We start from the raw sequence: 26,906 nt of genomic DNA on the forward strand, positions 1-26,906 counted from the left end.
TGCCTTCAACTGAATTCGACGTCGCGCAGGCGCTCCAGATAAGGGACATCCGGCAGCGCGAGGCTGCGCGCGGTCCTGGCGATGCGCAGCATCGCCCGCTCCTGCGATATTCTCAGATGGCGGCTCAGCGCCTCCTGTGCCTCACCGATCCTGCCGGCCATCAGACATTCGAACACGACGAGATGTTCGAGCAGGAAGGGCTCGTCGGCAATTGACGGCGCCTTGGGCTGATAGAGGCGGTGATGGGCGACGAGAATGGCCTGCGGCAGACTAATCGCCTGCATCAGCGGCAGGTTGGCGCAATGGCCCAGTAATTGTCCATGAAGCTGCTGCTCGACCTTATCGAGCATCTCGACATCAGCACCCTCGCCGGCCGCGATGGCGACCTGGAGATCCGCCAGTAGTTGCGGCAGCAGGCCAGCCGGCAACCTCGGAACAGCCTGCTCCAGGGCAAGCGGCTCCAGCGTCCAGCGCAATTCGTAAAGCTGGTTGACATGGGTGGCGGTAAGGGCCGGCGCATGCCAGCGGCCGCCATCGTCCTTGCTGACGATGCCGCGCTGCTGAAGCCTCGCAACCACTTCCCGGGCAACAGTGCGGCTGACACCGAAGGATTTAGCCAGCGCCGCCTCGTTGACCCGCCAGCTGGCGATCGAGGTGCGCGAGACGATGTCCATCTCCACCTGATGGTAGATCAGTTCCCAGCTCGCCAGGAAATGCAGACGCATATCGTCTCCGTCGGCAGAGCTTTCCGGCGCATCGACATGATTGGCTGCCGCGTTTGCCTCGCGATCAGCCACGACCTGATACCCCCTGCCCTCCGATTTGCGGACAAGACCGGAGAGCTCGAGTTCCACGAGCGCCTGACGCGCAGGCGCTCGGCTGATGCCGAAGCGCGCCGCGACCGTCGTCTCGTTCAGCCTCGCCGCATCCTGCCATCGGCCGCCGCGGATCTCGGAGGCGATGACTTCGAGCGCCCGCTGATAGAGCCGCGGCGAACGTCCGGCGATCGTGCCGTCCCCATCATCCGTCATGCCGCTTCCTCCCATCGTCACCCAAGGTCCTGAAGACGGTCCCGGTTCGCACCAATCATTTGCATCTGCCGAAAATAATGTCTAGTGTACACAAAAGACGTTATCGTGAGGGAGGAGCATGGACGCCAATCAGTCGACGGTATCGCTTGTCGATCTCGACCGCTTTTGCCGCGAGATTCTTAAAGGATGCGGCGCCGATGATGCGACCGCCGATGCGACGACGCGCGCGATGATGCATGCGACGCGCTGCGGCGTGGACAGCCACGGCATGCGTCTGCTCGACCACTATGTGAAAGCGCTGGAAGGCGGCAGGCTCAATAAGACCCCCAATCTGCGAAAAGCCTCGGGCTTCGGCGCGGTCGAGACGCTGGATGCCGATCATGCCCAGGGCGCCGTTGGCGGCTATGCGGCGATGGACAGGGCGATCACGCTTGCGCGCCAGTTCGGTATCGGTGCCGTCGGCATCCGCAACGGCTCGCATTTCGGCGCCGCCGGCGCCTATTCGATCGAGGCTGCAAGGCAGGGGCTGATCGGTCTGTCCTTCTGCAATTCCGACAGTTTCGTACGCCTGCATGACGGAGCCTCCCGCTTCCACGGCACCAACCCGATCTCGATGGCCGTACCGGTTGCCGGAAACGACCCGTGGCTGCTCGACATGGCGACAAGTGCCGTACCCTTCAACCGCGTTCTGCTCTACCGCAGCACGGGCACGACGTTGCCAGATGGCGTGGCCTCGGATGCAAACGGGCTCGACACGACAGACGCACAGATAACCGAGATGTTGGCGCCCGTCGGCGCTGCCTTCGGCTTCAAAGGAGCCGCACTTGCCGGCATCGCCGAAATCTTCAGCGCAGTACTGACGGGCATGAGGCTCAGCTTCGATATCCCGCCGATGAACAGCGACGATATGGCAACACCCCGAAAGCTGGGCGCCTTCGTGATGGCGATCATGCCGGAGGCTTTTGGCGACCGCGAAACCTTCGAGGCCGGGATGACGCGTTATGTGGAAACACTGCGGACCTCCCCTGCGCGTGCCGGCGCTTCCGTCATGGCGCCAGGCGATCGTGAATGGAAGGTCGCGCGCCATCGCGAGACTCACGGCGTCGAGCTCGACCCGGCCACGCAAGAGGCCTTCGGCAAGCTGGCAAACGCCTATCGGGTGCGGGCGCTTCTATAAAATTCCTATAGCCGCTTGACGGATGCAAATTGGTCAGACAATCTGACCACACGGCGTTGGAGGAGAATGGCGCCAGGAGGATTTCATGTTCGTCGCGCTCGAACCACGCAGGCTCTATCGCCAGGCTGCGGAACAGCTGCGTAGCCTGATCCAGTCGGGAGAGATCCCGGTTGGCGAACGGCTGCCGGCCGAGCGCGATCTTGCCGAACGCCTCGGCGTGTCTCGACCGACGGTGCGGGAAGCGCTGATCGTGCTCGAGGTAGAAGGACTGGTCCAGATCCGAATGGGATCGGGCGTCTATGTCAACCGACGGGCGACGGAAGAAAGCCACATCCTTGCCGCGGACGACAGCGAAGGCCCGTTCGAAATTTTGCAGGCGCGCTGCCTGATCGAAAGCGCCATTGCCGAAGAAGCGGCAAGGCGTGTCAACGCGGCCGGCATCGAGCGGATAGACCAGATCTTGGAGGAGATGGAAGGCGCATTGGAAGAGCCTGAGCGGGCGCTGACGCTCGACCGAGCATTTCATACCGCGATCGCCGACATCATCGGCAATTCAGCTCTGAACGTGTTTACCGGGCTCATCTACGACAAGCGCTCGTCGCCCTTCTTCGAAAAGCTCGCAAGCTATTTCGAAGGGCCGCACACATGGCGGGCCGCGCTTGAGGAACACAAGGTCATACGCGATGCGCTGGCGGCGGGAGACCCGGCAGCGTCACGCGAAGCGATGCGAATGCATCTGACGCAGTCGCAGAAAAGGTTCTCGGAAAGCTTCGGGGAGGAGCCGACGAGAGAGGAGTGATCGCGACCGCCGGGAAGCGGCCGATCAAGGGAGCAATCTGAACGCAATTCGGGAGGAGAGAATGAGTTCAAGATTCAAGATGCTGCTTGGTGCAGCGGCCGTCGTCATGGCGTCGGCACTGTCTGCTCACGCAGAAGAGACGCTCAAATGGGCGCATGTCTACGAGACGTCCGAGCCGTTCCATACGGAATCGGTTTGGGCGGCCCAGGAGATCGCCAAGCGCACCAACGGGCGTTACAAGATCGATGTCTACCCGGCATCGCAGCTCGGCAAGGAAGCCGACATCAACCAGGGCCTGAAGCTTGGCACCGTCGACATGATCATCTCGGGCTCGAGCTTCGCTGCCCGCGATTTCAAACCGATCGGCGTCACCTATTTCCCCTATATCTTCCGCGACCCGAGCCACCTAATCGCGTATACCAAGAGCGACGTCTTCAAGCGCCTCGCAAAGGGTTATGAAGACAAGACAGGCAACGTCATCACTGCCGTCAGCTATTACGGCACGCGCCACACGACGTCGAACACCGCCATCACCAAATGCGAGGACCTGAAGGGCGTGAAGATGCGCGTTCCCGATGTCCCGGCCTATCTCGCCATGCCGCGCGCCTGTGGAGCCAATACGACGCCGATCGCATTCGCCGAGGTCTATCTGGCATTGCAGAACGGTACCGTCGACGCCCAGGAAAACCCGCTGACGACGATCGAGGCCAAGAAGTTCTTCGAAGTGCAGAAGAACATCGTCCTGTCCGGCCATATCGTCGACCACCTCAACACTGTCATCTCCAAGAGCCGTTGGGCGAGCCTTTCGGACGAAGACAAGCAGATCTTCCGCGACGTCATGCAGGAAGCTGCGGCCAAGACGACGAAGATCATCGAGGAGCGTGAGAAGGCGCTGGTCGAGGAGTTCAAGAAGCGCGGCCTGAACGTCGTCGAAGTCGACAAGGCCGATTTCGAGAAGAACGTCCTCGAAAAGGTGAAATTCGAAGACTTCGGCTACGAAAAGGCCGACTGGGAAGCGATCCGCGCCATCCAATGATCCCGTTCGGCGCGGTCGGGAAGACCGCGCCGGCTTCTCTTGAATGGGACACACTCATGTCGACAGCACAGGAAATTCACACTCAGGTCACGCCTGAGGAGATAGCGCATACCTTTGACGAGGCCCCGGCCGACGTCGATCTCAAGGTCTATGCCTTCGAAGACTGGATCACGCTCGGCCTGTTCTGGCTGATGACGGGCTGCGTCTTCCTGCAATTCTTTACCCGGTATGTCCTCAATGACAGCTATGCCTGGACCGAGGAAATCGCCGTAAACTGCCTGATCGGGGTGGTCTTTCTGGGCGCCGTCATGTGCGTGCGGATGTCGCGCCACATACAGGTGGACGTGCTCTACCACTACCTGCCCGCAGGCCTGACGCGCGTCATGGCGACCATCGTCGACATCATCCGCATCGGCTTCTTCGCCTACGGCTCCTGGCTGATGTGGCGCTACATGGAAGTTGTCGCGGGCGAGGAAATGGTCACCGTCGCACTGCCCCGCGACATCGTCTTTTATTCGGTCCTCGCGGCATTCGTGCTGATGCTCTTCCGGTCCATCCAGGTCTTCGTCGCCAACATGCGCCGCGGTTATTCGGTGCTTGAGCGCCCCGAAGCATTCCAGAGTGAGGGCTGAGCCATGCTGCTTCTTATCGGATCCTTCCTGGCGCTGATGCTGCTCGGCGTGCCGGTCGCCATATCGATGGCCACGTCCTCGCTCGCCTATATTGTCTTCTATGGCGTCGCACCGGACATCATTGCCGCGCAGCGCCTCATCGCCGGCGTCGAGAGCTTTCCGCTGCTCGCCGTGCCGTTCTTCATTCTCGCCGGCAACCTGATGAACGTCGCCGGCGTTACCGGCCGCATCTATTCCTTCGCCGTCGCGCTGGTCGGCTGGATGAAGGGCGGCCTTGCCCAGGTCAACATCATCGGCTCGGTGGTATTTTCCGGCATGTCCGGCACCGCACTTGCCGATGCTGCCGGTATCGGCACGATCGAGATCAAGGCGATGAAGGACCATGGTTATCCGGTCGAGGCTGCGGTTGGCGTCACCGCCGCCTCAGCGACCCTCGGCCCTATCTTCCCGCCGTCACTGCCTTTCGTCATCTACGGCATGATGGCCAACGTCTCGATCGGTGCGCTGTTCATGGCCGGTATCATTCCGGGCGTCGTCATGACGCTCCTGATGATGATCACGGTTGCGGTCTTCGCCTTCATCAAGCGCTGGGGTTCGGATACTCCGTTCAACATCCGCAACCTCTTCGGCGCATCGCTCGAAGTCGTCGTCGTCATGATGGTGCCTCTCGGCATCTATCTGTTGACGCTGCTGGGCCTGTCGCTGAACGTCGCGGTCGGCATTGCGCTCGTGGCACTGATTGCGGCCGACTGGTATTTCGACTTCTCGGCCGTGATGGCGCTGATGACCCCGGTCATCCTGATCGGCGGCATGACGATGGGCTGGTTCACGCCAACGGAAGCCGCGGTCGCGGCGGTTCTCTGGTCGCTGTTCCTCGGGCTGGTGCGCTATCGCACGATGACGTTCAAGTCGCTCGCCAAGGCGACGATGGATACGGTCGAAACGACAGCCTCGGTGCTGTTCATCGTCGCGGCCGCCTCGGTTTTCGCCTGGCTCCTCACCGTCAGCCAGACGGCACAACTGCTCTCGACGGCCATTACCGGCCTGACCGACAGCAAATGGGTGTTCCTCATCCTCGTCAACCTGCTGATGCTGTTCGTCGGCTGCTTCCTCGACACGATCGCGGCGATCACCATCCTCGTCCCGATCCTGATGCCGCTGGTGCTGCAGTTCGACATAGATCCGGTCCATTTCGGCCTGATCATGACACTGAACCTGATGATTGGGTTGCTGCATCCACCGCTCGGCATGGTGCTATTCGTGCTCTCGCGCGTCGCCAAACTGTCGGTCGAACGCACGACGATCGCCATCCTGCCCTGGCTGGTGCCGCTGTTCATCGCGCTGATCATCATCACCTTCATCCCGGCCGTCACCCTGTGGCTGCCGACCGAGATGGGCCTGATCCGGTAAACCAATCGCCTGCGCCGCTCAGACGGCGCAGGCTCCCGATCCCAATCGAAGGCATTCCATCATGTTGACGAAGATCGTTCGTCTCTACGGCAAGCGGGACCTCAAGGTCGAAACGCAGGAGTGCGCCGACCCGGGCGCAGGCGAGGTTCGGCTGAAGATGGCCTGGGGCGGCATCTGCGGCTCCGACCTCCACTATTTCCAGGATGGTGGCTTCGGCCCGGTCAGGGTGCGCGAACCGATCATCAGTGGCCATGAGGCCTCCGGCTTCGTCGAAGCGGTCGGCCCCGGCGTCTCGCGGCTGAAACCGGGAATGCTCGTCGCCGTCAGCCCGTCGCAGCCCTGCGGCCATTGCCATTATTGCGAGATCGGCCAACCGATCCATTGCCTCGACATGAAATTCATGGGCTCCGCCATGCGCCTTCCCCACGAGCAGGGCATGTTCCGCGAATATCTCGTCGTTCCCGCGATCCAGTGCGTGCCGGTCGAAGGCGAGGTTTCCGCCGAGGAGGCCGCCTGCGCCGAACCCCTTGCCGTCTGCCTTCATGCGGTCACCCAGGCCGGTGACCTGTCGGGCCAAAACGTGCTTGTCACCGGTGCCGGCCCGATCGGTCTTTTGGTCGTCGCAGCCGCCCGCCACGCAGGCGCCGGAAGGGTTACCGTCACGGATCTCGCCGATGCAGCACTCTCCCGCGCGCCGGCCATGGGTGCGGACGAGACAGTCAATGTCTCAAGGCCTGATGCGCTCGCGCCCTACCACAATAACAAGGGTACTTTCGATACGGTGTTCGAATGCTCGGCCGCCGGCCCCGCGCTCGTCTCGGCCTTTCAGAGCGTCAAGCCGCGCGGCACGATCGTCCAGGTCGGCGTCACGGGCGAAATGACAATCCCGCTCAACATGCTGGTCGGCAAGGAAATCGTCTGGCGCGGTTCGCAGCGTTTTCACGAGGAGTTTGCGCACGCCGTCGAACTGATCGGCAGCCGCGCGATCGACGTCCGACCCATACTTTCCCATACATTCCCGATCGACGAGGCGCTTGCAGCCTTCCAGCAGGCAGGCGACCGCAGCGCCGCCTGCAAGGTGCAGATCGCGCTCGGCTAATTCTTGAGGACGACAGATGCGACATACATGGCGATGGTTCGGACCAGTGGACAAGGTGAGCGTCAGGGATGCAGCACAGGCGGGTGCCGAGGGCATCGTCAGTGCGCTGCACCATATCGCGACGGGCGCGGTCTGGCCGGTTGATGAGATCGACAAGCGCCACCAGGAAATTCGCGCGGGCGGGCTATACTGGGACGTGGTCGAAAGCGTGCCTGTCTCGGAGGAGATCAAAACCCAGACCCGCAGTTGGCGCGAACACGTGTCGAACTGGCAGGAGAGCCTGCGTCGCCTCTCAGCCTCCGGCATCAAGACCGTCTGCTACAATTTCATGCCGGTCCTCGACTGGACCCGCACGGATCTTCGCTGGGAGACGAAGCACGGCGCCAAGGCGATGCGCTTCGATCTCGTCGACTTCATTGCCTTCGACATTCACATCCTGAAGCGGCCGGGCGCGGCGCACGACTATCCGGAAAAGCTGCAGGACGAGGCTGCCCGGCGCTTTTCCACGATGGACGATTCACGCATCGCCGCGTTGGGCAGGAATATCGGTGCCGGCCTGCCGGGTTCGGCCGATGGCTATACGTTGGCGCAGCTTCTCGAAAAGCTCAGGACCTACCAGGGGATCAATCGCGACCGGCTGCAATCACATCTCGTCGATTTCCTCTCAGAGGTGACCTCGGTTGCCGAACAGGTCGGCATCAACATCTGCGCCCATCCCGACGATCCGCCATGGCCCCTTCTCGGCCTGCCGCGCATTCTTTCGACGGAAAGTGACTACGCCCACATGCTCGGCCAGGTGGACAGCCGCGCCAATGGTGTAACACTCTGCTCGGGCTCGCTCGGCGCCCGCGCCGACAACGATCTCCCGGCGATTACCAGACGCTTCGCCGACCGCATTCACTTCGTCCACCTGCGCAACGTCACCCGCGACGAAGACAGCCTGCCATGCTCCTTCTTCGAGGACGAGCACCTTGAAGGCGGCACCGACATGGTGGCGGTGATCGCAGCGCTTTTGACCGAAGAAAAGCGCCGCAAGGCCGAAGGTCGCGAAGATCACCAGATCCCGATGCGCCCCGACCACGGTCAGGAAATCCTCGACGACCTGACACGTGGCGCGCAACCCGGCTATCCTGCCATCGGGCGGCTGAAAGGTTTGGCGGAGTTGCGCGGCATCGAGCGGGCGCTCGGCCACAGCCAATATGGATTGGGCCGATGACACCCTATCTCTCGCCCCAGGCAACCCTCCCGCCATCCGTCGCCCGGCCCGGCTTCGATCGGAACGAGCTTCGCCCCGGCATCCTGCATTTCGGCCTCGGCGCCTTTCATCGGGCCCATCAGGGCATCTATACCCAGCGCGCTTTGCAGAGCGAATTCGGCCCCTGGGGCATCGTCGCCGTCAACCTGCGTTCGCCGGAGCCGGTCGATGCGCTGGCGGCGCAGGATGGGCTATATTCGATCACCGTACGCGACAGCGATGGCGACACCAGCGAGGTGGTCGGCGCCACGGTGGACTGGCTTTGTGCGGCGACTGACAGGGAGCGCGTGCTCGCTTATCTCGCCAGCCCCTATATCCATGTCGTGACCCTGACGGTCTCCGAGAAAGCCTATGGTCTCCATCCATCGACCGGGGGGCTCGACGAGGCCCATCCGGCCGTAGCCCATGATCTCGCAAACCCCGATGCACCCGTCGGCGCCATCGGTTATCTCGTCGCAGGCCTTGCCTCCCGTCGGGATAAGAGCATGCGGCCTTTCACCATTCTCTGCTGCGACAACCTTCCCTCCAACGGTAGGGTCGTCCGGCAGCTGGTGTTGGAGATGGCCGAGCGGCGCGATCCCGAGTTGGCGAACTGGATTCGTGAGGAGGTGACCTTCCCCTCCTCCATGGTTGACCGCATCGTGCCCGCCGCCACTGAAGACACGCGTGCCCGTGCCAAGACACTGCTGGGCGTCGAGGACGCGCTTGCCCTCGATACCGAGCCCTTCATGCAATGGGTGATCGAGGACGACTTCGTCTCCGGCCGCCCGGCATGGGAGGCAGGCGGTGCGCTGTTCGTCGAGAATGTCGAACCCTATGAGAAGCTGAAGCTCAGGCTGCTCAACGGATCGCATACGATGATCGCCCATCTCGGGCTGCTCAAGGGGCTGGAATGCGTACGCGACGTGATGGCGGTGCCGGAATTCGTGGCGATGACGCGCGAGCACATGACAGCGGCGGCCGCGACGCTCGACCCGGTTCCAGGCATTGATCTGGATCACTACGCAAATCAGCTGATCGCCCGCTTCAGCAATCGCGCGATTGCCCATCGCAATATCCAGATCTCGATGGACTGCAGCCAGAAGCTGCCACAACGGATCTTTTCGCCGGCCATGGATGCGCTGGCGGCTGGATCGGATGGCGCGAGCTTTGCCCGCGTCGTCGGCCTCTGGATCGCCGCATTGCTCCACTTCGGAGATTGCAACGATCCCCGCCGCGACGAGCTGCTGAGGGCGGCAGGGGCCGCTGATCCGCAGGACTATACGGCAAGCTTCGTTGCGATCGACGGGCTTTTTCCGAAGCAGCTCGTCCAGGCGCGCCCGTGGCGCGACCGCGTCCATGCGGAGGTCTTGAAATGGCTTTGACGCCCACCCCATCTGAAATGTCCTGCAGGAGTCCATCATGAAGGCGCTCGTCTGCATCGAGCCCGGTCGCCTGGCGCTGGAGGATCGCTCCGATCCCGTCCGCGGCGAAGGCGAGGTCAAGGTCCGCATCCGCCATGTCGGCATTTGCGGCACGGATTTTCACATCTTCGGCGGCAAGCATCCGTTTCTCGAATATCCGCGCGTGATGGGCCACGAGCTTTCCGGCACGGTGGCGGAGGCGCAGGCGGGCAGCAGACTGAAGGCAGGCGAACCGGTCTATATAGTCCCCTATCTCTCCTGCGGCACCTGCCAGGCCTGCCGGCGCGGCCTCACCAATGCCTGCCGAAATATCGCGGTGCTCGGCGTCCATCGCGATGGCGGCATGGCAGAATATGTCTGCGTTCCCGAAGAGAATGTCATTCCGACCGGCAACATTCCGCTGGAAGACGCGGCGATGATCGAGTTTCTTGCCATCGGCGCGCATGGGGTGAAGCGCGGCAACATCACCGCGAATGACCGGGTGCTGGTCACCGGATCGGGTCCGATCGGCATGTCGGCGATCATCTTCGCCAAAACGCGCGGCGCCCATGTGACGGTAATGGACACACGCGAGGACCGGCTTGCCTTTGCCGTCGACAAGCTTGGCGCTAACGAGACGATCTTTGCCGATGACGATGCCGAGAAGACCGCCGAGCGGCTGACCGGTGGCGAGTGGTACGACGTCGTCATCGACGCGACCGGCAATGCCATTCCCATGCAGCGCGGTTTCAACTTCCTCGCCCATGGCGCGCGTTACGTGCTGTTGTCGGTCGTGCGGCAGGACATCACCTTCTCCGATCCGGAATTCCACAAGCGGGAGGCTACGCTTATTGCCAGCCGCAATGCCCAGCCGGACGATTTCGCCGAAGTCGTGCGCCAGATCGAGGCCGGCCGCGTGCCGACCCGGGCGCTCAACACCCATCGGGCGCCGCTGACAGACGCCGTCGAACTCTTTTCTGCCTGGTCGAAGCCGGAAGCCGGCGTGATCAAGGCCATTCTGGAGGTATAAAATGCCTGCGAAAACATTGAGACTGAACGAGCAGGACAATGTCGTCGTCACGATCGCCGACCTGCCCACCGGCTCTCCCGTCGAAGGCGACATCCTGACATCGGCGCGGGTTCCGCGCGGCCACAAGATCGCAAGCCGCGTTATCGTGAAAGGCGAGCCGATCCGCAAGTTCGGCCAAGTGATCGGCTTTGCCTCGACCGACATAAAGCCCGGCGAATGGGTACACGAAAAGAACGTCACCATGGGCGAGGATTTCGAGCGGGATTATGCCTTCGCCGCCGAAGCCGGGCCGCCGGATGCACTGCGCCAGGGCGAAGTGCCCGCCTTTTTCGAAGGCTTTCGCCGCGCTGACGGCCGCGCCGGCACGCGGAACTATATCGGTATCCTGTCCTCGGTGAACTGTTCGGCCACCGTCGTCGACTATGTCGCCGACGAGATCAACCGCTCCGGCATTCTCGACAATTACCCGGACATCGACGGCGTGGTGCCGCTGCCACATGGCCAGGGTTGCGGCATGGCCGGCAAGGGCGAAGCCTTCGACGTTCTCTCGCGCACCCAATGGGGTTATGCCAGCCACCCGAATTTCGGCGCCGTCGTGCTGATCGGCCTCGGCTGCGAGGTGTTTCAGATCCCCCGAATGAAAGACACCTACAAGATCGCCGAGGGCGAGCATTTCCAGTCATTGACCATCCAGGAGATCGGCGGCACCCGCAAGGCGGTTGAAGCCGGCGTCGCGCGGATCAAGGACATGCTGCCCTTCGTCGCCCGCTCGAAGCGCGAACCACTACCCGCTTCGGAACTCACGCTCGCTCTGCAATGCGGCGGATCGGACGGCTATTCGGGTCTGACGGCGAACCCGGCGCTCGGCGTCGCCGCCGACATGCTGGTGCGTCAGGGCGGAACGAGCATCCTGTCCGAAACACCGGAAATCTACGGTGCAGAACATCTGCTGACCCGCCGCGCCGAAAGCGTCGAGGTGGGCCAGAAGATCGTCGATCTCATCCACTGGTGGGAGGAATACACGACCCGCAATGGCGGCGAAATGAACAACAACCCTTCGCCCGGCAACAAGGCGGGCGGGCTGACGACGATCCTGGAAAAATCGCTCGGTGCCGTCGCCAAGGGCGGTAACTCGACGCTCCGCGGCGTCTATCGTTATGCCGAGCGGATCGACCGCAAGGGCTTCGTCTATATGGATACGCCCGGCTACGACCCGGTCGCGGCCACCGGGCAGGTTGCAGGCGGCGCCAATATCCTCTGCTTCACCACCGGACGCGGCTCCGCCTATGGCTGCAAGCCGGTGCCGTCGATCAAACTTGCCACCAATAACCAGCTCTATGCCCAGATGCCGGAGGACATGGACATCAACTGCGGCGACATCATCGACGGCGTGACGTTGGAGGAGAAGGGCAAGGAGATCTTCGACACCATCCTTGCGGTCGCTTCGGGCAAGCCGTCGAAATCCGAGGAACTCGGATACGGGCGCAACGAGTTCGTGCCGTGGCAGATCGGGGCGGTGATGTGATGGTGGCGGACGAGTGTGAGCTTCACTTTTGTCTGGAGGAGCAATTCCACGCACCCTCATTCCTGTCCTTGTGACAGGAATCCAGCCAGCCCAAGTCCTTGGGCTGAGAAGACTCTTTCGCCCCGCCGCGCTAGCTGGATCCCTGTGACAAGCACAGGGATGAGAGAGGTTGGGGCCTATGCATCAGAAAAACAGCATACCGGGGCGTTTGGGGGCCCAGAACCAGCCGCTGATGGCGCGCGCTTCCCGTCGCTCTTAAGCAGCCTTCGGCCGTCCGAACTGATAGGCCTCGATCGATTGCGGCTTCATCTCGATGGAAAAGCCCGGGCGTGACGGCGGCATGTAGGCGGCGTTCCTGATCACGCAGGGGTCGAGGAAATGCTCGTGCAGATGGTCGACATATTCGATCACCCGCCCCTCCTTCGTGCCCGACACGGCAATATAGTCGATCATCGACAGGTGCTGGACGTATTCGCACAGGCCAACCCCGCCCGCATGCGGCCAGACCGCCTTGCCGTATTTGGCGGCGATCAGCAGCACCGCGAGAACCTCGTTCAGCCCGCCCATGCGGCAGGCGTCGATCTGGACGATATCGATCGCTCCTTCGGCGATGAACTGCTTGAACATGATGCGGTTCTGGCACATTTCGCCGGTCGCGACCTTCACCGGCGCGATCGCCTCACGGATCTTCTTGTGGCCCGCCACATCGTCCGGGCTGGTCGGCTCCTCGATGAAGAATGGCTTGGCGAAGGACAGTGCCTTCACCCAGTCGATCGCCTGGTCGACATCCCAGACCTGGTTGGCATCGATCATCAGATAGCGATCCGGGCCGATAACTTCGCGGCAGATCGTCAGGCGGCGGATATCGTCCTCGAGATCCCGGCCGACCTTCATCTTCACATGGTGAAATCCCGAATCGACCGCCTCCTGTGCCAGACGTCGCAGCTTATCGTCCGGATAACCGAGCCAGCCGGCAGAGGTCGTGTAGCAGGCATAACCTTCCTGTTCGAGAATGGCGATGCGCTCAGCTTTGCCGGTTTCAGCCTTCCGGAGAATATCGACCGCCTCGTCGCGGGTCAGCGCATCGGTGAGGTAGCGGTAGTCGACGATGTCGGCAATTTCTTCGGGCGACATCGTCGCAACGAATTTCCACACCGGCATGCCCGCTTCCTTGGCGAGCGCATCCCAGAGCGCATTGACGACCGCACCCGTCGCCAGATGCATGGCGCCCTTGTCCGGGCCGATCCAGCGCAGCTGGCTGTCGCCGGTCAGGTGCCGCCAGAATTCGCCGGGCGCGACGCGCATTTCCGACAGATCCTTGCCGATGACGAGATGGCGCATCGCCTCGATCGCCATGCATACGATGTCGTTGCCGCGACCGATCGTGAAGGTCAGGCCATGCCCCTCGATCCCGTCGCGATCGGTTTCGAGAATGACATAGGCAGCCGAATAATCCGGATCCGGGTTCATAGCGTCCGATCCGTCCAGGCTAGCCGACGTGGGGAAGCGCAGGTCGAAGACGCGGAGATTGGTGATGCGGGTCATGGCGGCCTCCTCTGCCGGCTTTTGTCGAGATATCGGCGCGCCCGCCTCCAAACCGGCGCGCCGATCGATTGCGTCAGATATCGGCCCGGAAGGTCTGCTTCTGGGTGCCGAGACCTTCGATGCCCAGTTCGACGACATCGCCATTCTTGAGATAACGCGGCGGCTTGAGCCCCATGCCGACGCCAGGCGGCGTGCCGGTGGAGATGACATCACCGGGATGCAGCGACATGAACTGCGAAAGGTAGGAGACGAGGAAGGCGATGCCATAGACCATTGTCTTCGACGAACCGTCCTGCATCTTCTCGCCGTTCACCGTCAACCACATGCCGAGGTTCTGCGGGTCCGGCACCTCGTCCTTGGTGACGAGCCACGGCCCCATCGGACCGAACGTGTCGCAGGACTTGCCCTTGGTCCACTGGCCGGATCGCTCCGTCTGGAACGCGCGTTCGGACACGTCGTTGGTGACGCAATAACCGGCGACGTATTCGAGCGCCTCGGCTTCCGTCACGTATTTGGCGGTCTTGCCGATGACGACGGCGAGTTCGACCTCCCAGTCGGTCTTTTCCGAACCGCGCGGAATGGTGACATCGTCGTTCGGGCCGACGATGGCGGACGATGCCTTCATGAAGATGATCGGCTCCGGCGGCACGGTCGCGCCGGTTTCGGCGGCATGGTCGGAATAGTTGAGGCCGATGCAGATGAACTTGCCGGTGCCGGCGACGCAGGGACCGAGACGCGACGCGCCTTCGACCACCGGCAGGCTGTTTACATCGATAGCGCCGAGCGTGGCGAGCGCATCCGGGGCAAGGGCTGCGCCGGAGAGATCGGCGACATGGGCCGACAAATCACGGATTTTGCCGTCGGCATCAAGGATGCCGGGCTTTTCAGCGCCGGGCGCGCCATAACGCAGGAATTTCATCGGTATAGTCCTTTCATTTCGAATTCTGATCTTCTTCGGAACCGGCTCAGATCGACCAACCGCCATCGATGCCGACGGCCTGACCGGTGGTGTAGGTAGCGCCGGCGAGATAGACGGCGAGGTCGGCGATTTCTTCCGGCGAGCCGAGCCGGCCCATGGGCTGGCGGGCGATGAAGGCCGCACGGGCTTCCTCGTAGTTTCCCTGGGCGCGCATACGCTGTTCCAGCGACGGGCTTTCCACAGTGCCCGGGCAGATCGCGTTGCAGCGGATGCCACGCGTCACATAATCGGCAGCGATTGCCTTGGTCAGGCCGATGACCGCGGCTTTGGTCGTGCCGTAGGCGCAGCGGTTCGGCACACCCTTGGAGCTCGAGGCGATCGAGGCCATGTTGATGATCGTGCCGTCGCCGCGCTCCAGCATGCCAGGCAGCACCGCCTTGATGGTGCGCACCATGGCACGGACATTGAGATCGAAGGCAAAATCGAGATCGCTATCGGCCATGTCGAGCACCGTGCCCGAATGAACAACGCCGGCGCAGTTGAACAGCACGTCGACCCCGCCCACCCGCTCGAAGAAAGTTCTCACGGCTACGCTGTCGAGCACGTCGAGCCGCGCAGTCTCGACTTCGGCCACGCCGGCTAGCGACGACAGCGCCTCCTCGTTGACATCCGTTGCCCAGACCTTGGCACCCGCAGCTGCAAAGGCCAGCGCACTCGCCTTGCCTATTCCCTGACCGGCAGCGGTCACCACGACCGCCTTGCCTCCTAGCTTACCTGTCATTTCTTCTCCCTTTTCAGTCGACCCCATTTCAGTCGAGATGGATCCTCATCCATCGTCGCCTACCATTCCCCATCCAGCCGCCGCGTGAAAGACCTCTGTTCGCAAATGCAGTACGGAACGTCGCTCATCGGAAATCTCATGGGCTCACAAACGGTAGAAGCGGCGAGCATTGCCGCCGAAGATTGCTGCGTGATCGGCTTCCGGCACGATCTCGCGGCATTGCGCGATCCATGCGGAATAACTGCCGGCTAGATTGACCACTGGCCAATCGCTGCCCCAGATCACCCGCTCCGGCCCGAACAGCTCCAGGACCGTTTCGACATAGGGCCGAAGCGCTTCAGGTCTTTGACCGCCTGCCTCGGTCAAAAGCCCCGAAAGCTTGCAGCAGACGTTTCCGACCTCCGCGAGGCGCTGTATGCCCTCACGCCACTCGCGATAATGCCCTCCGGCGATCCGCGGCTTGGCGCCGTGGTCGATGACGACGGGCAGATCCGGATAACGGCGGGCGAAAGCCTCGAGCGACGCAAGATGAGGTTCCAGCACCAGCGCATCGAAGACGAGACCATGGCCGAGCATGGTCACGACTGCCGCGTCGAGGTACGGATCGTCGATCCAGGCCGGGTCGGCGATATCCTGCAGCATCGGCCGCAGGCCCTTCAGCTTCTGCGCCCTCGCCAGATCGGCGATGACGGCGGAAACATCCTGCGCCTTCATGTCGACCCAGCCGACGACGCCGAGAATGGTTTCGTTCTTTTCGGCCAGCCCCAGCATGAAGCGGGTATCCTCGACACTCGGTAGCGACTGCACCAAAACCGTGCCCTCGACGCCGGCGGCTTCGATCTCGGGCGCCAGATCGGCGGGAAGGAAATCGCGATGGATCGCCGCCAGTTCCGGCGGCGGCCAGCCGCCTTGCCGGTCCTTAATCAGCCAGAAATGCTGGTGGGCATCGATGATCATGACATCAGCCGCCATCGACCGAGGCATCGGCAGCGATCACGCCCTTGTCCTTCAGCCGGGCCCAGAAGGAGGCGGGGATCTCCTGCTCGAACCAGCCGACATTGGCCTTCATCTGCTCGCCGTTGCGGGCGCCGGATACCACGGTGACGACGGCCGGATGCAGCGCCGGAAAGGCGAGTGCGGCCGCCTGCATGGCAACGCCTTCGGCTTCGCAGGCCGCCTCGATCGCCTCGACGCGGGCAAGGATATCGGCCGGCGCATCGGCATAGTTGAATTTACGGTTGCCGGCCAGCAGACCGGAATTGAAGGCGCCGGCGACGACGATGCCGACATCTTCGCGATGGCAGCGGTCGAGCAACGGCAGGCTTTCCTGTTCCAACAGCGTGTAGCGGCCGGCAAGCATCGCGACATCGATATCGGTTTCGTCCATCGCGTCGGCAATCGCCTGCCACTCGTTGACGCCGAGCCCGATCGCCTTGACCTGTCCGGAGACGCGCAGTTCGCCGAGCGCCTTGAATCCACCACCCTTGGTCAACTGATCCCAATAATGCTGATGCAGATCGCCATGGGTGGCGCGGCCGATATCGTGGACATAGAGGATATCCGGCGAGAACACGCCGAGCCGCTGGCGGCTCGCCTCGAAGGAACGCATGATCGCGTCGTAGCTATAATCGTATTTCGGACGGAACGGCAGCGGTGAGACGTAAGCATCCTCTTCCGGCCCAACCGTTTCATCCGGCACCATGATGCGGCCGACCTTGGTACTGAGTACGTAGTCCTCCCGCGGCTTGTCGGTCACCATCGTGCCGAGCCGGCGCTCGGAGCGGGTATAGCCGTAGAACGGCGCCGTATCGAAATAACGGATGCCGGCATCCCAGGCCGCGTCGAAGGCACTCAGCGATTCCTGGTAGCTGGTGAGGCGGTAGAGATTGCCCATCTGGGCGCAGCCGAGCCCCATGAGCGTGAACGAGACATCGCGATTGCGCAGCCTGCGCCTGTCAGAAACCTTCATGGTATTCTCAAATCCTGCTCGTCATCGAAAAGAAGCGCGCGGACCTGATGAGCCCGCGCGCCGGCTTTATTTTAATAGAGAACGTTCTTGGCTTCCGGCTTGTCGATGTTGTCCTTCGTCACCACGACGACGCCGGTGTCGACGGTCTTTTCGACCTTCTGCTTGCCGAGGATGGAAAGCAGCGTCTCGATGCCCTTCTCACCCATCTGGTAGGAGCCCTGGACGACGGTCGCGGTCAGCGTGCCGTCTTTCACGAATTCCTGCAGGTCCTGGTTTCCGTCGAAGCCGATGGCAGTGATCTTACCAGCTTTGCCGGCCTGCTTGATGGCACGGCCCATGCCGATCGCGGTCGGCTCATTGGCGCCGAAAATGCCCTTGAGGTCGCTGTTGGCGGCCAGCACGTCCGTGGTCTGGTTGAGTGCGGTCGCCATCTGCGACTGCGAGTAATAGGGGCCGACGATCTCCAGCTTGGAATTGGCCTTGATATAGTCGGTGAAACCGCCGACACGGCCGATTTCCGAACCGGCACCAGCGACATAGGACATGACGGCGATCTTGCCGGTCTCACCGACCTTTTCGATCAGCGCCTTGGCGGCTAGTTCGCCGGCCTTGCGGTTGTCTGTCGCCAGGAAGGACTGGTAATATTTGTCCGAACCTTCCGAGAGCTGGCTGTCGATGACGACCACCGGAATGCGGGCTTCCCACGCTTTCTTGACGGCCGGCACGAGCGCATCCGGATCGGACGGCGCGAGCAAGATCGCCGCGACCTTACGGTTGACGGCGTTTTCGACCATGTTGACCTCGTCGGCGATGGCGGATTCCGCCGCCGGGCCCTGGAAGGTCATTGTGTGTTCGCCCTTGGCGCCACCGATCGCGGCTTCCGCGCCCTTCTGCACGTTCTGCCAGAAGGTCGAGTTGACCGTCTTGACGATGACGGCGATTTCCCCCGCCGAAGCGGCCGATGCCCCTGCGAAGGCAAGTGCCGACGCCATCAGGACCGTTGCAAATCTCTTCATGTCTTTCCTCCTCGAATGACCCGATCGGGTCTGTTGCGGGGAAGGCTCCTCTCCTTCCCTTGGCTGCATCAAAAGGACGGCGAGCCGTCCTTCGTCTCCTCAGCGGCGGTTGCGCAGCTGGTCGATCCAGACGGTGACCAGAATGACAAGGCCGATGATGATCTGCTGGGTGAAGGCGGAGACGCCGTTCATGTTCAATCCATTGCGCAATATGCCAATGACGAAGGCACCGATCATCGTGCCGGAAATGGTGCCGACCCCGCCGATCAGCGATGTGCCGCCGATAACGGCGCTGGCGATTGCGTCGAGTTCGTAAGCAACGCCCTCGTTCGGCTGGGCCGTCACGAGACGCGACATCAGCACACAACCGGTCAGGCCCGCGAGCGTGCCGGAGACGACATAGGTGAATGCGGTTACCCGCGAGACGTTGACGCCAGAAAGCCTTGCCGCATCGGCATTCGAGCCGATCGCATAAATGTAGCGTCCGAGCACGGTCCGGTTCAGCACGAAGGCCGCGATGAGGCCGATGACAATCATCAGCACGACCGGGTAGGGAATGCCGGGAAAGCTGACGACCGGAAAGCCCTGGTCGTCGATCGATTCGATGCGGAACAGCGAGCCGTTGCCGAGTTCGCCGAAGGCCTCGCCAAGACCGGACACGGCGCGTGCGCCGGTGATCTGCAAAGCCACGCCACGAGCGATCAGCATCATGCCCAAAGTCGCGATGAAGGGCGGTAGCCTCAACTGGGTGACGACGAGCCCGTTGATCAGCCCACAGAGCGACCCGGTGAGGATGCCAAGCAGCATGCCGATCCAGATCGGCAGTTGCAGCTCCTTGACAGCAAGTGCCGCAACGACACCGGCCAGCGCCAGAACCGAACCGACGGAAAGATCGATGCCGCCGGTAATGATGACATAGGTCGCACCGATGCCGAGCAGCGCGATCGACGTGACTTGCAATGCGATCGTCATGCCATTGCCGACGGTAAAGAAGGCGCTGCTGGTCGCCGAAAACACCGCCGCCAGCACAACGAGACTGCCGAGCGCCGCGAATTTCTGGATGATGTCTTTTTGCCGCTCACTCAGGCGGCGTCTTTGACCTGCAGGGGATTGGCCTACAGGAGCCTGAGCCGGCTGCTGCACCGGTTTTTTGCTGGTCATGTCGGCCATTCTCTAAAATCCCTGTTCGCCGCGCCGGCTGCTGCCGGAGGCGTAATGCATGATTTCTTCCTGGGACGTGTCGCGCGTCTTGAGCGTCGCGGTGATCCGGCCGCCGTGAAAGACAGCGATACGATCGGACATGCCCAACACTTCAGGCAGTTCCGAGCTGATCAGCACGACGCCTACGCCGCGCGCGGCAAGCTCGTCCATGATCTGGTAGATCGCGAACTTGGCGCCGACGTCGATGCCGCGCGTCGGCTCGTCGAAGAACATGATGCGCGGTTCGCGGAACAGCCACTTGCCGATGATGATCTTCTGCTGGTTGCCACCGGAGAGAAGCCGCACGGGCTGACCGAGGCTCGGTGTGCGGATATTGAGCAGGTCGACATACCGCTGGCTCGCATCGCGATGGCGCCTGCGGTCGATCACACCGAGGCCGCTCGAGACCGCCTCCATCCGCGCCATGACCAGATTGGCATCGACCGGCATCTTCACCGCCAGCCCCTGCGCCTTCCGGTCTTCGGACAGATAGGCGATGCCCGCTTCGATCGCGCTGCGCGGATCGGTGATCTTCAATTGCTCGCCGTCTAGCGTGATCGTGCCTGAATCGAGCGGATCGGCGCCGAAGATCGCGCGCGCCACTTCCGTGCGTCCCGCTCCCATCAGCCCGGCAAAGCCGAGGATTTCACCGCGGCGGATCTCGAAGCCGATATCGGAGAAAACGCCGCGCCTGGTCAGACCGGTCGCCGAGAAGATCACCGCCTCGCCGGGGTCCCGCGTCGGGTCCGGAAACTTGTCCTCCAGCGAGCGCCCGACCATGCGGGCGACGATATCGTCGAGAGTGAGCGCGCCGAAATCGTCGGTCGAGATATAGCGCCCATCGCGCAAAACCGTGACGCGATCGACAATCTCGACCAGTTCGTCCAGCCGGTGCGAGATGTAGATAATGCCGGTGCCCTGGCGTTTCAGGTCGCGGATCACCTTGAACAGCAGCTGCGCCTCCTGCTCGGTCAGTGAAGAGGTCGGCTCGTCCATGATCAGCACCGTGGCATCGAGCGACAAGGCCTTGGCGATTTCCACCATCTGGCATTGCGCGACCGAGAGGGTGCGCACCTGGACATTGGGATCGATATCGACGCCAAGCCTGTCGAGACAGCGGCGGGCGTCCGCGAACAGCTTCTTGCGGTCGACCAGGAAACCGCGGCGCGGCTCGCGGGCGAGATAGATGTTTTCCGCGACGCTCAGATGCGGAACGAGATTAAGTTCCTGATGGATGATGGCAATGCCGGCGGCTTCCGACGCAAGTGTCGAGGCGAACTGTATCTGCTCGCCCTTGAAGGTCATCGTGCCGGCATTCGGCTGATAAACGCCGCTGATGATCTTCATCAGCGTCGACTTGCCGGCGCCGTTTTCGCCGCAGACCGCATGCACCTCGCCGGCGCGCAGATCGAAACTGACACCCGACAGCGCCTTGACGCCCGGAAATTCCTTCGACACGCCGTCGAGCTTCAAAAGCACGGCAACCGGCGTCGTCATGCCGACAGGTTGCGGCACTCCTCCCATCGCGATCTCCTCTTCGCGCAAGGGCTTCCCACGGCCCTTGATCATATCAAAGACCGGTCATGAGTTTTGGTCAAGCCAATTTTGCCGATTTATCTTGCACAAGGGGTGAAATTTGCGACAACAGTATTTGAACGCCTGTGAAATGCACAAATTGGCCTGACCTCAATGACCGATACGAGACGCCTCTACCAGCAGACTGCCGATCGCGTCCGGCAGCTCATCGCCAAGGGCGACTATCAGCCCGGAGCACGCTTGCCCGCCGAACGGGAGCTTGCGCAACAGCTCGGCGTGTCGCGTCCATCGCTGAGGGAGGCGCTGATCGCGCTGGAGATCGACGGGACGATCGAGATCAGAATGGGCTCGGGCATCTATGTGCTCAACACGACCAGGCCCTCGGGCAACGGCAGGTCGCTGGGGGAAAGTCCTTCGGAGCTGATGCAGGCCCGCGCCGTGATCGAAAGCGCGATCATCGTCCAGGCCGCCGCGACCATGACGGACGAAACAATTGCAGCACTGCGGGCGATCCTTGCGGCCATGGCCGACGACATCACGCAAGGTCGCAAACCGATCGAACAGGACCGCGCATTCCACCTCGCCATTGCCGAAAGCGCCGACAACACGCTGCTGGCCGAGATCGTCACCAACCTGTTCGATGAACGCCACAGCCCGCTATCAGCCGGCATCCGCGGGCATTTCGAAACCACGGACAGCTGGACGGCGGCGCTGACCGAGCATCACGCCATCCTCGCCGCACTCGAAGCGCGCGACCCGCTTGCGGCGCAGGCCGCGATGCATACGCATCTTGCCGCATCGGGCCGCCGCTGGCTGGAAACCTGAGGCAGGCCGCACCGAAGCCTTGGAGATAAGGCCGGAATTTATCGTGCGCGGATGTAGCGGCTCAGTCGATCGGCCGCATCCTCGATCTGCTTCGGATCGCGCAGGAAACAGGCGCGCATGAAGGCCTCGCCACCCGGACCGAAGGCGGTGCCCGGTGCCATGCCGACGCCCGTCGCATCGACGATCCTAAAAGCTTCCTCGCGGGCATCCGCAATACCGTCGATCTTGAGGAAGGCGTAGAGCGCGCCGGGCGGCTTGCGCGTCTCGACCCGATTGGTCGCCACCAGCGCGTCGCAGAGAATATCGCGCGAGATGCGCGCCCGCTCGATATTCGTGCGGACGAAATCGTCGCCGTGGTCGAGCGCTGCGATCGCGCCCTTCTGCATGAATTGCGCCACGCCGGAGGTGGAATACTGGATGAGGTTGGTCAGCGTCTGGCCGATTTCGGCCGGCGCCACCATCCAGCCCACGCGCCAGCCGGTCATGCACCAGTTCTTGGAGAAGGAATTGGCGAAGATGATCCGGTCTTCGGGTTCCATGACATCCATGAAGGACGGCGCGCGGGCGCCGTCGAAATAATAGAGGCCGTAGATCTCGTCGGCGATAACCCAGAGACCATGATGACGGGCAAGCTCGAGGATGGCGCGCAGGTCGTCCTTCGTCGCGGTCCAGCCGGTCGGGTTGGAGGGCGAATTGATGAACAGCGCCTTCGTCTTCGGCGTGATCGAGGATGCGAGGCGATCGATATCGATCTTCCACTGCCCATCGACGAAATCGAGCACCACGGATTTCGGCTTCGCCTCCGCCACCGTGATCGCATGGACGACATTCGGCCATGCGGGTGACAGATGGATGATCTCGTCGCCGGCAGATGTGACAGCCTGGATGGCGAGCACGATCGACTGCATGCCCGAGCCGGTGACATAGATATTGTCGACCGAAAGATTGTTGCCGTAGTGGCGGTCATAATAGCGGACGATCGCCTGCCGGAGTTCGGGAATCCCTTGCGTCCAGGTATAGAAGGTCTCGCCCGCGCCCAGTGCCTCGCCGGCTGCCCTGGTGATGAAGTCCGGCGTCGGCAGGTCGCCCTCGCCGATCCAGAGCGGCATCAGGTTGTCGCGACCTCGTGCATAGGCGACGATTTCGCCGATACCGCTGCGCGGCGCGGCCGCGGCACGGGCGCTGATATCCGGTCTGATGATGGTCATGGGCTACTCGGCGTGAAGGAGATCAAAAGGGGCAGACTCAAGCAGTAGGTGCGCCGCAAAAATCCGTCAACGGTGGATATGCCGAAAGATCTACAGCCGCGCCCTGGTGCTGCGCGGCGTCGCCAGAAGAAGATTGGTTTCGCTGGCCGTGATGCCCGGCACCAGCCGGATGCGGCGCAGCACATTGTCGAAATCCGCAAGCGTCGCTGTGCCCAGCTCGACCACGAGGTCCCAGCGGCCGTTGGTCGTGTGGATTTCGGAGACTTCCGGAAAACCGCCGAGCGTGCGGATCACCCGGTCGGCGACACGGCCCTCGATCTCGATCATCATGATGCCGCGCACCGGCAGGTCAACCGTGTCGGCCCTGAGGATAACGGTATAACCGAGAATGCTGCCGTTGCGCTCCAGCTTTTCCATGCGCGCACGCACCGTCGCCCGCGATGCGCCGAGGTCGCCCGCGAGATCCGATATGCTTCTTCGCGCATCGTGACGCAAAAGCGTCACCAGCTTGTGGTCGAATTCATCCATGGACAAATTGATAAATCATGCTGCCGAAATGAAAAGTGCTTTCGACGTATTTGGCAAATAGATCTGTTCAATCCGCCATCCACCCATGATCTTTTCGAACAAACGGAGTGACGACATGCATTGCAGACTTATCGGTATCCCCCTTCAGGACGGCGCTTCGCAGCTTGGCTGCGAGATGGGGCCAAGCGCGCTTCGCGTCGCCGATCTGAAGGGTGCGCTGGTGGAACTTGGGCACGAGGTGACGGATATCGGCAATGTGGTGATCGGCGACCTGCCGGATGTCAGCCATCCCAATCCGGCGGTTCGTAACCTGCCGCAGATTGCTGCCTGGACCGAGCTTCTGACGGAGGTCGCCTATCGCGAGAGCGGCCAAGGCATGCCGATCTTCATGGGCGGCGACCATGCGCTGTCCGCCGGCACCGTCGCCGGCGTCGCGAGGCGCGCGGCTGAACAAGGCCGACCGCTCTTCGTCCTCTGGCTGGATGCGCATACGGATTTCCATACGCTGGAATCGACCAAGAGCGGCAATCTGCATGGCCTGCCTGCCGCTTATTATACGGGACAACCCGGCTTCGACGGTTATCTGCCGGCTCTCTCGCATCCGGTCGATCCGGCCCGCGTCTGCATGATCGGCATTCGCAGCGTCGATCCCGCCGAGCGAGAGGCGCTGAAGCAGAATTCCGTTACCGTTCACGACATGCGCACCATCGATGAACATGGTGTCGCCGTGCTGCTGCGGCGCTTTATCGACGAGGTCGAGGCGGCAAACGGCCTGCTGCATGTCAGCCTCGATGTCGACTTCCTCGAGCCGGCAATCGCGCCGGCCGTCGGCACCACCGTGCCGGGCGGCGCGACCTTCCGCGAGGCCCATCTGGTGATGGAAATGCTGCATGACAGTGGCCTCGTCACCAGCCTCGACCTGGTCGAGCTCAACCCCTTCCTCGACGAGCGCGGCCGCACCGCGAAGCTACTCGTCGACCTCACCGCCAGCCTGATGGGACGCACCGTCCTCGACAGGCCGACAAGGAGCTATTGATGGCCGTCGAACAGAACCTCAACATTGTCCCCTTCATCAGCGTCGAGAACATGATGGATCTCGTGCTTTCCACCGGCACCGAGACCTTCCTGAGGGAACTCGCAGCCTATGTGGAAGAGGATTTCCGCCGTTGGGAGCTGTTCGACAAGGTCGCCCGGATCGCCTCGCATTCCCGCGATGGCGTGATCGAGCTGATGCCGGCCAGTGATGGCCGGCTCTACGCCTTCAAATATGTGAACGGCCATCCGAAGAACACCAGGAGCGGCCGCCAGACCGTGACAGCCTTCGGCGTGCTTTCGGATGTCGACAGCGGCTACCCGCTGCTCCTGTCCGAAATGACTATCCTGACGGCGCTCAGGACAGCAGCGACCTCCGCCGTTGCGGCCAAATACCTGGCGCCGAAGGGAGCGAAGACGATGGCGCTGATCGGCAACGGCGCACAGAGCGAATTCCAGGCGCTGGCATTCAAGTCACTTCTCGGCATCGAAAACCTGCGGCTCTACGACATCGATCCGGCAGCGACCGAACGCTGCCGTCGCAACCTGTCACATCTCGGGCTGAATATCATGGCATGTCGCACAGCGGAGGAAGCGGTCGAGGGTGCACAGATCATTACGACCGCCACTGCCGACAAGCAGAATGCGACCATCCTGACCGACAACATGATCGGCCCGGGCGTTCATATCAACGCTGTCGGCGGCGACTGCCCCGGCAAGACGGAGCTGCATCGCGACATCCTGCTACGCGCCTCGATCTTCGTCGAATATCCGCCGCAGACGCGGGTCGAAGGCGAGATCCAGCAGCTTGGCCCGGATCATTCGGTCACCGAGCTCTGGCAGGTCATCGCCGGGCAGACCACCGGTCGGGAGGATGCACGCCAGATCACGCTGTTCGACAGCGTTGGTTTCGCGACGGAAGATTTTTCGGCGCTCCGCTACGTCTATGACAAGCTCAAGGGCTGCGACCGCTTCGAAAAGCTCGACTTGCTCGCCGATCCGGACGAACCGCGCGACCTTTTCGGCATGCTCTTGCGCCGTGAAGCCGCCACTCTGGCTGTCGCCTGACCCCCAGGATCTGCTACCAGGCCGCCACCGAGAACGCGTCCAGCGGGATCTTCAGATAACGGCTGCCATTGCTCTCCGGCTCAGGCAACCGCCCGGCGTTCAGGTTAACCTGCAACGCGTGCAGCATGATCCGAGGAAACGGCAGCGTCGCGTCGCGCTTCTGCCGCGACCGGACGAAATCGTCGCCGTTCTGCACATGCGGGTTTTCCGCTCGCTGCTGTGCGACGGTGCTCTCCCAACACGCTTCGCGCCCTTCGGGCCGGTAGTCATGCCCGGTAAATAGCCGTGTCTCGCCGGGCAACTCCAGGATGGCCGCGATCGAACACCAGAGATCGGCGGCATTGCCCCCCGGAAAGTCGGCACGGGCGCTGCCACTGTCGGGCATGAACAGCGTATCGTGGATGAAGGCGGCGTCGCCCGCCACATAGGTGATCGAGGCAAGCGTGTGACCCGGCGAATGCATCACACGGCAGGAAAGCTCACCGATATCGAACAGGTCGCCGTGTTCGAAAAGACGGTCCCATTGCGAGCCGTCGACCTTCATCTCCGGCATGCCGTAGATCTTCTGCCAGAGCTTCTGGACTTCGGTCACCCTGGCGCCGATCGCGGTCGGCACGCCGGTAACCTGCTTGAGATAGGCAGCGGCGGAAAAGTGGTCGGCATGGGGATGGGTGTCGAGAATCCATTGGAGCTTCATCTTCTCGCTGGCGATATAGGCGAGAATGGCGTCGGCGCTCTTGGTCGCGACGCTGCCGGATTTCTCGTCATAATCCAGCACCGGGTCGATGATGGCGCAGCATTTCGTTGCCGGATCGGCGACGACATATTGAATGCTGCCGCTGCGTTCCTCGTAGAAACCTTTGACCAGTGGACGTGCGCTCATCATGGGAATTCCGGGTTATT

At 62.3% G+C, this 26,906-nt stretch carries 25 protein-coding genes; 13 read left to right on the forward strand and 12 right to left on the reverse strand.

The genetic code is table 11. The features are described from left to right. Nucleotides 1–5 precede the first annotated feature (5 nt). Entirely contained in the window at nt 6–1,031 is a 1,026-nt protein-coding gene (locus BM216_RS15010) for a GntR family transcriptional regulator (protein WP_177230799.1), read from the reverse strand. A gap of 118 nt (nt 1,032–1,149) precedes the next feature. Here BM216_RS15010 and BM216_RS15015 point away from each other — a divergent pair, with 118 nt between their 5' ends. The 10 genes from BM216_RS15015 (at nt 1,150) to BM216_RS15060 (ending at nt 12,376) form a co-directional block, all read left to right on the forward strand. Then, complete coding sequence (locus BM216_RS15015) at nt 1,150–2,208, forward strand: Ldh family oxidoreductase (RefSeq protein ID WP_092999988.1); 1,059 nt, start codon at nt 1,150–1,152, stop codon at nt 2,206–2,208. A gap of 85 nt (nt 2,209–2,293) precedes the next feature. After that, nucleotides 2,294–3,007: a FadR/GntR family transcriptional regulator gene (locus BM216_RS15020; protein ID WP_092999989.1), complete on the forward strand. Its 714-nt coding sequence runs from the start codon at nt 2,294–2,296 to the stop codon at nt 3,005–3,007. Between the two features lie 61 nt (nt 3,008–3,068). Further along, nucleotides 3,069–4,043 carry a sialic acid TRAP transporter substrate-binding protein SiaP gene (locus BM216_RS15025; RefSeq protein ID WP_092999990.1) on the forward strand — a complete coding sequence of 325 codons (975 nt, stop codon included), beginning with the start codon at nt 3,069–3,071 and terminating at the stop codon, nt 4,041–4,043. Nucleotides 4,044–4,099: 56 nt separating this feature from the next. Then, nucleotides 4,100–4,675, forward strand: a complete 576-nt coding sequence (locus BM216_RS15030; protein ID WP_093000117.1) for a TRAP transporter small permease — start codon at nt 4,100–4,102, stop codon at nt 4,673–4,675. A gap of 3 nt (nt 4,676–4,678) precedes the next feature. After that, nucleotides 4,679–6,085 (forward strand): TRAP transporter large permease, encoded by a 1,407-nt coding sequence (locus BM216_RS15035; RefSeq protein WP_092999991.1) that lies wholly within the window; start codon nt 4,679–4,681, stop codon nt 6,083–6,085. 61 nt (nt 6,086–6,146) lie between these two features. After that, on the forward strand, nt 6,147–7,184 hold the full coding sequence (locus BM216_RS15040; RefSeq protein ID WP_092999992.1) for an L-idonate 5-dehydrogenase: 1,038 nt from the start codon (nt 6,147–6,149) through the stop codon (nt 7,182–7,184). Between the two features lie 16 nt (nt 7,185–7,200). Beyond that, entirely contained in the window at nt 7,201–8,400 is a 1,200-nt protein-coding gene (uxuA, locus tag BM216_RS15045; protein WP_092999993.1) for a mannonate dehydratase, read from the forward strand. Beyond that, nucleotides 8,397–9,803: a mannitol dehydrogenase family protein gene (locus BM216_RS15050; protein WP_092999994.1), complete on the forward strand. Its 1,407-nt coding sequence runs from the start codon at nt 8,397–8,399 to the stop codon at nt 9,801–9,803. Before uxuA ends, BM216_RS15050 begins: the two co-directional genes overlap by 4 nt. A 37-nt stretch (nt 9,804–9,840) precedes the next feature. Then, nucleotides 9,841–10,851 (forward strand): zinc-binding alcohol dehydrogenase family protein, encoded by a 1,011-nt coding sequence (locus BM216_RS15055; RefSeq protein WP_092999995.1) that lies wholly within the window; start codon nt 9,841–9,843, stop codon nt 10,849–10,851. A 1-nt stretch (nt 10,852) separates the two neighbouring features. Further along, nucleotides 10,853–12,376, forward strand: a complete 1,524-nt coding sequence (locus BM216_RS15060; RefSeq protein ID WP_092999996.1) for a UxaA family hydrolase — start codon at nt 10,853–10,855, stop codon at nt 12,374–12,376. A gap of 255 nt (nt 12,377–12,631) precedes the next feature. Here the strand turns inward: BM216_RS15060 and BM216_RS15065 are convergent, their stop codons facing one another. From BM216_RS15065 to BM216_RS15100, 8 genes are all read right to left on the reverse strand, one after another. Continuing rightward, a complete protein-coding gene (locus BM216_RS15065; protein WP_092999997.1) occupies nt 12,632–13,921 on the reverse strand; it encodes an L-fuconate dehydratase in 1,290 nt (429 codons plus the stop codon). Nucleotides 13,922–13,994: 73 nt separating this feature from the next. Beyond that, entirely contained in the window at nt 13,995–14,840 is an 846-nt protein-coding gene (locus BM216_RS15070) for a fumarylacetoacetate hydrolase family protein (RefSeq protein WP_092999998.1), read from the reverse strand. A 46-nt stretch (nt 14,841–14,886) separates the two neighbouring features. Next, nucleotides 14,887–15,621 (reverse strand): SDR family oxidoreductase, encoded by a 735-nt coding sequence (locus tag BM216_RS15075; protein WP_092999999.1) that lies wholly within the window; start codon nt 15,619–15,621, stop codon nt 14,887–14,889. Between the two features lie 144 nt (nt 15,622–15,765). Then, nucleotides 15,766–16,578 carry an amidohydrolase family protein gene (locus tag BM216_RS15080; protein WP_093000118.1) on the reverse strand — a complete coding sequence of 271 codons (813 nt, stop codon included), beginning with the start codon at nt 16,576–16,578 and terminating at the stop codon, nt 15,766–15,768. Between the two features lie 4 nt (nt 16,579–16,582). Further along, nucleotides 16,583–17,590, reverse strand: coding sequence for an aldo/keto reductase (locus tag BM216_RS15085; RefSeq protein WP_093000000.1), 1,008 nt, complete (start codon nt 17,588–17,590; stop codon nt 16,583–16,585). A 71-nt stretch (nt 17,591–17,661) separates the two neighbouring features. Next, complete coding sequence (locus tag BM216_RS15090; RefSeq protein WP_093000001.1) at nt 17,662–18,606, reverse strand: ABC transporter substrate-binding protein; 945 nt, start codon at nt 18,604–18,606, stop codon at nt 17,662–17,664. Between the two features lie 99 nt (nt 18,607–18,705). Further along, nucleotides 18,706–19,776 (reverse strand): ABC transporter permease, encoded by a 1,071-nt coding sequence (locus tag BM216_RS15095; protein WP_093000002.1) that lies wholly within the window; start codon nt 19,774–19,776, stop codon nt 18,706–18,708. 3 nt (nt 19,777–19,779) lie between these two features. Then, nucleotides 19,780–21,330, reverse strand: coding sequence for a sugar ABC transporter ATP-binding protein (locus tag BM216_RS15100; protein WP_177230800.1), 1,551 nt, complete (start codon nt 21,328–21,330; stop codon nt 19,780–19,782). Nucleotides 21,331–21,495: 165 nt separating this feature from the next. On the opposite strand from BM216_RS15100, the gene BM216_RS15105 reads away from it, so the two are divergent. Next, complete coding sequence (locus BM216_RS15105) at nt 21,496–22,167, forward strand: FadR/GntR family transcriptional regulator (RefSeq protein ID WP_093000003.1); 672 nt, start codon at nt 21,496–21,498, stop codon at nt 22,165–22,167. Nucleotides 22,168–22,205: 38 nt separating this feature from the next. On the opposite strand, the gene BM216_RS15110 is transcribed toward BM216_RS15105, so the two are convergent. Together BM216_RS15110 and BM216_RS15115 are read right to left on the reverse strand one after the other, a co-directional pair. Next, nucleotides 22,206–23,375, reverse strand: coding sequence for a pyridoxal phosphate-dependent aminotransferase (locus BM216_RS15110; RefSeq protein ID WP_093000004.1), 1,170 nt, complete (start codon nt 23,373–23,375; stop codon nt 22,206–22,208). Nucleotides 23,376–23,465: 90 nt separating this feature from the next. Beyond that, the gene (locus BM216_RS15115) at nt 23,466–23,903 is read right to left on the reverse strand and encodes an Lrp/AsnC family transcriptional regulator (RefSeq protein ID WP_093000005.1); all 438 of its coding nucleotides are present in this window, start codon (nt 23,901–23,903) and stop codon (nt 23,466–23,468) included. Nucleotides 23,904–24,018: 115 nt separating this feature from the next. On the opposite strand from BM216_RS15115, the gene rocF reads away from it, so the two are divergent. Together rocF and BM216_RS15125 are read left to right on the forward strand one after the other, a co-directional pair. After that, nucleotides 24,019–24,939 (forward strand): arginase, encoded by a 921-nt coding sequence (rocF, locus tag BM216_RS15120; protein WP_093000120.1) that lies wholly within the window; start codon nt 24,019–24,021, stop codon nt 24,937–24,939. Further along, complete coding sequence (locus tag BM216_RS15125; protein ID WP_093000006.1) at nt 24,939–26,003, forward strand: ornithine cyclodeaminase; 1,065 nt, start codon at nt 24,939–24,941, stop codon at nt 26,001–26,003. The genes rocF and BM216_RS15125 overlap by 1 nt, the downstream gene beginning before the upstream one ends. Nucleotides 26,004–26,016: 13 nt before the next feature. Here the strand turns inward: BM216_RS15125 and BM216_RS15130 are convergent, their stop codons facing one another. After that, nucleotides 26,017–26,889, reverse strand: a complete 873-nt coding sequence (locus BM216_RS15130) for an MBL fold metallo-hydrolase (protein ID WP_210217047.1) — start codon at nt 26,887–26,889, stop codon at nt 26,017–26,019. Nucleotides 26,890–26,906: the final 17 nt, after the last annotated feature.

It is taken from the genome of Rhizobium sp. NFR07 (assembly GCF_900111905.1).
GTDB lineage: Bacteria > Pseudomonadota > Alphaproteobacteria > Rhizobiales > Rhizobiaceae > Neorhizobium.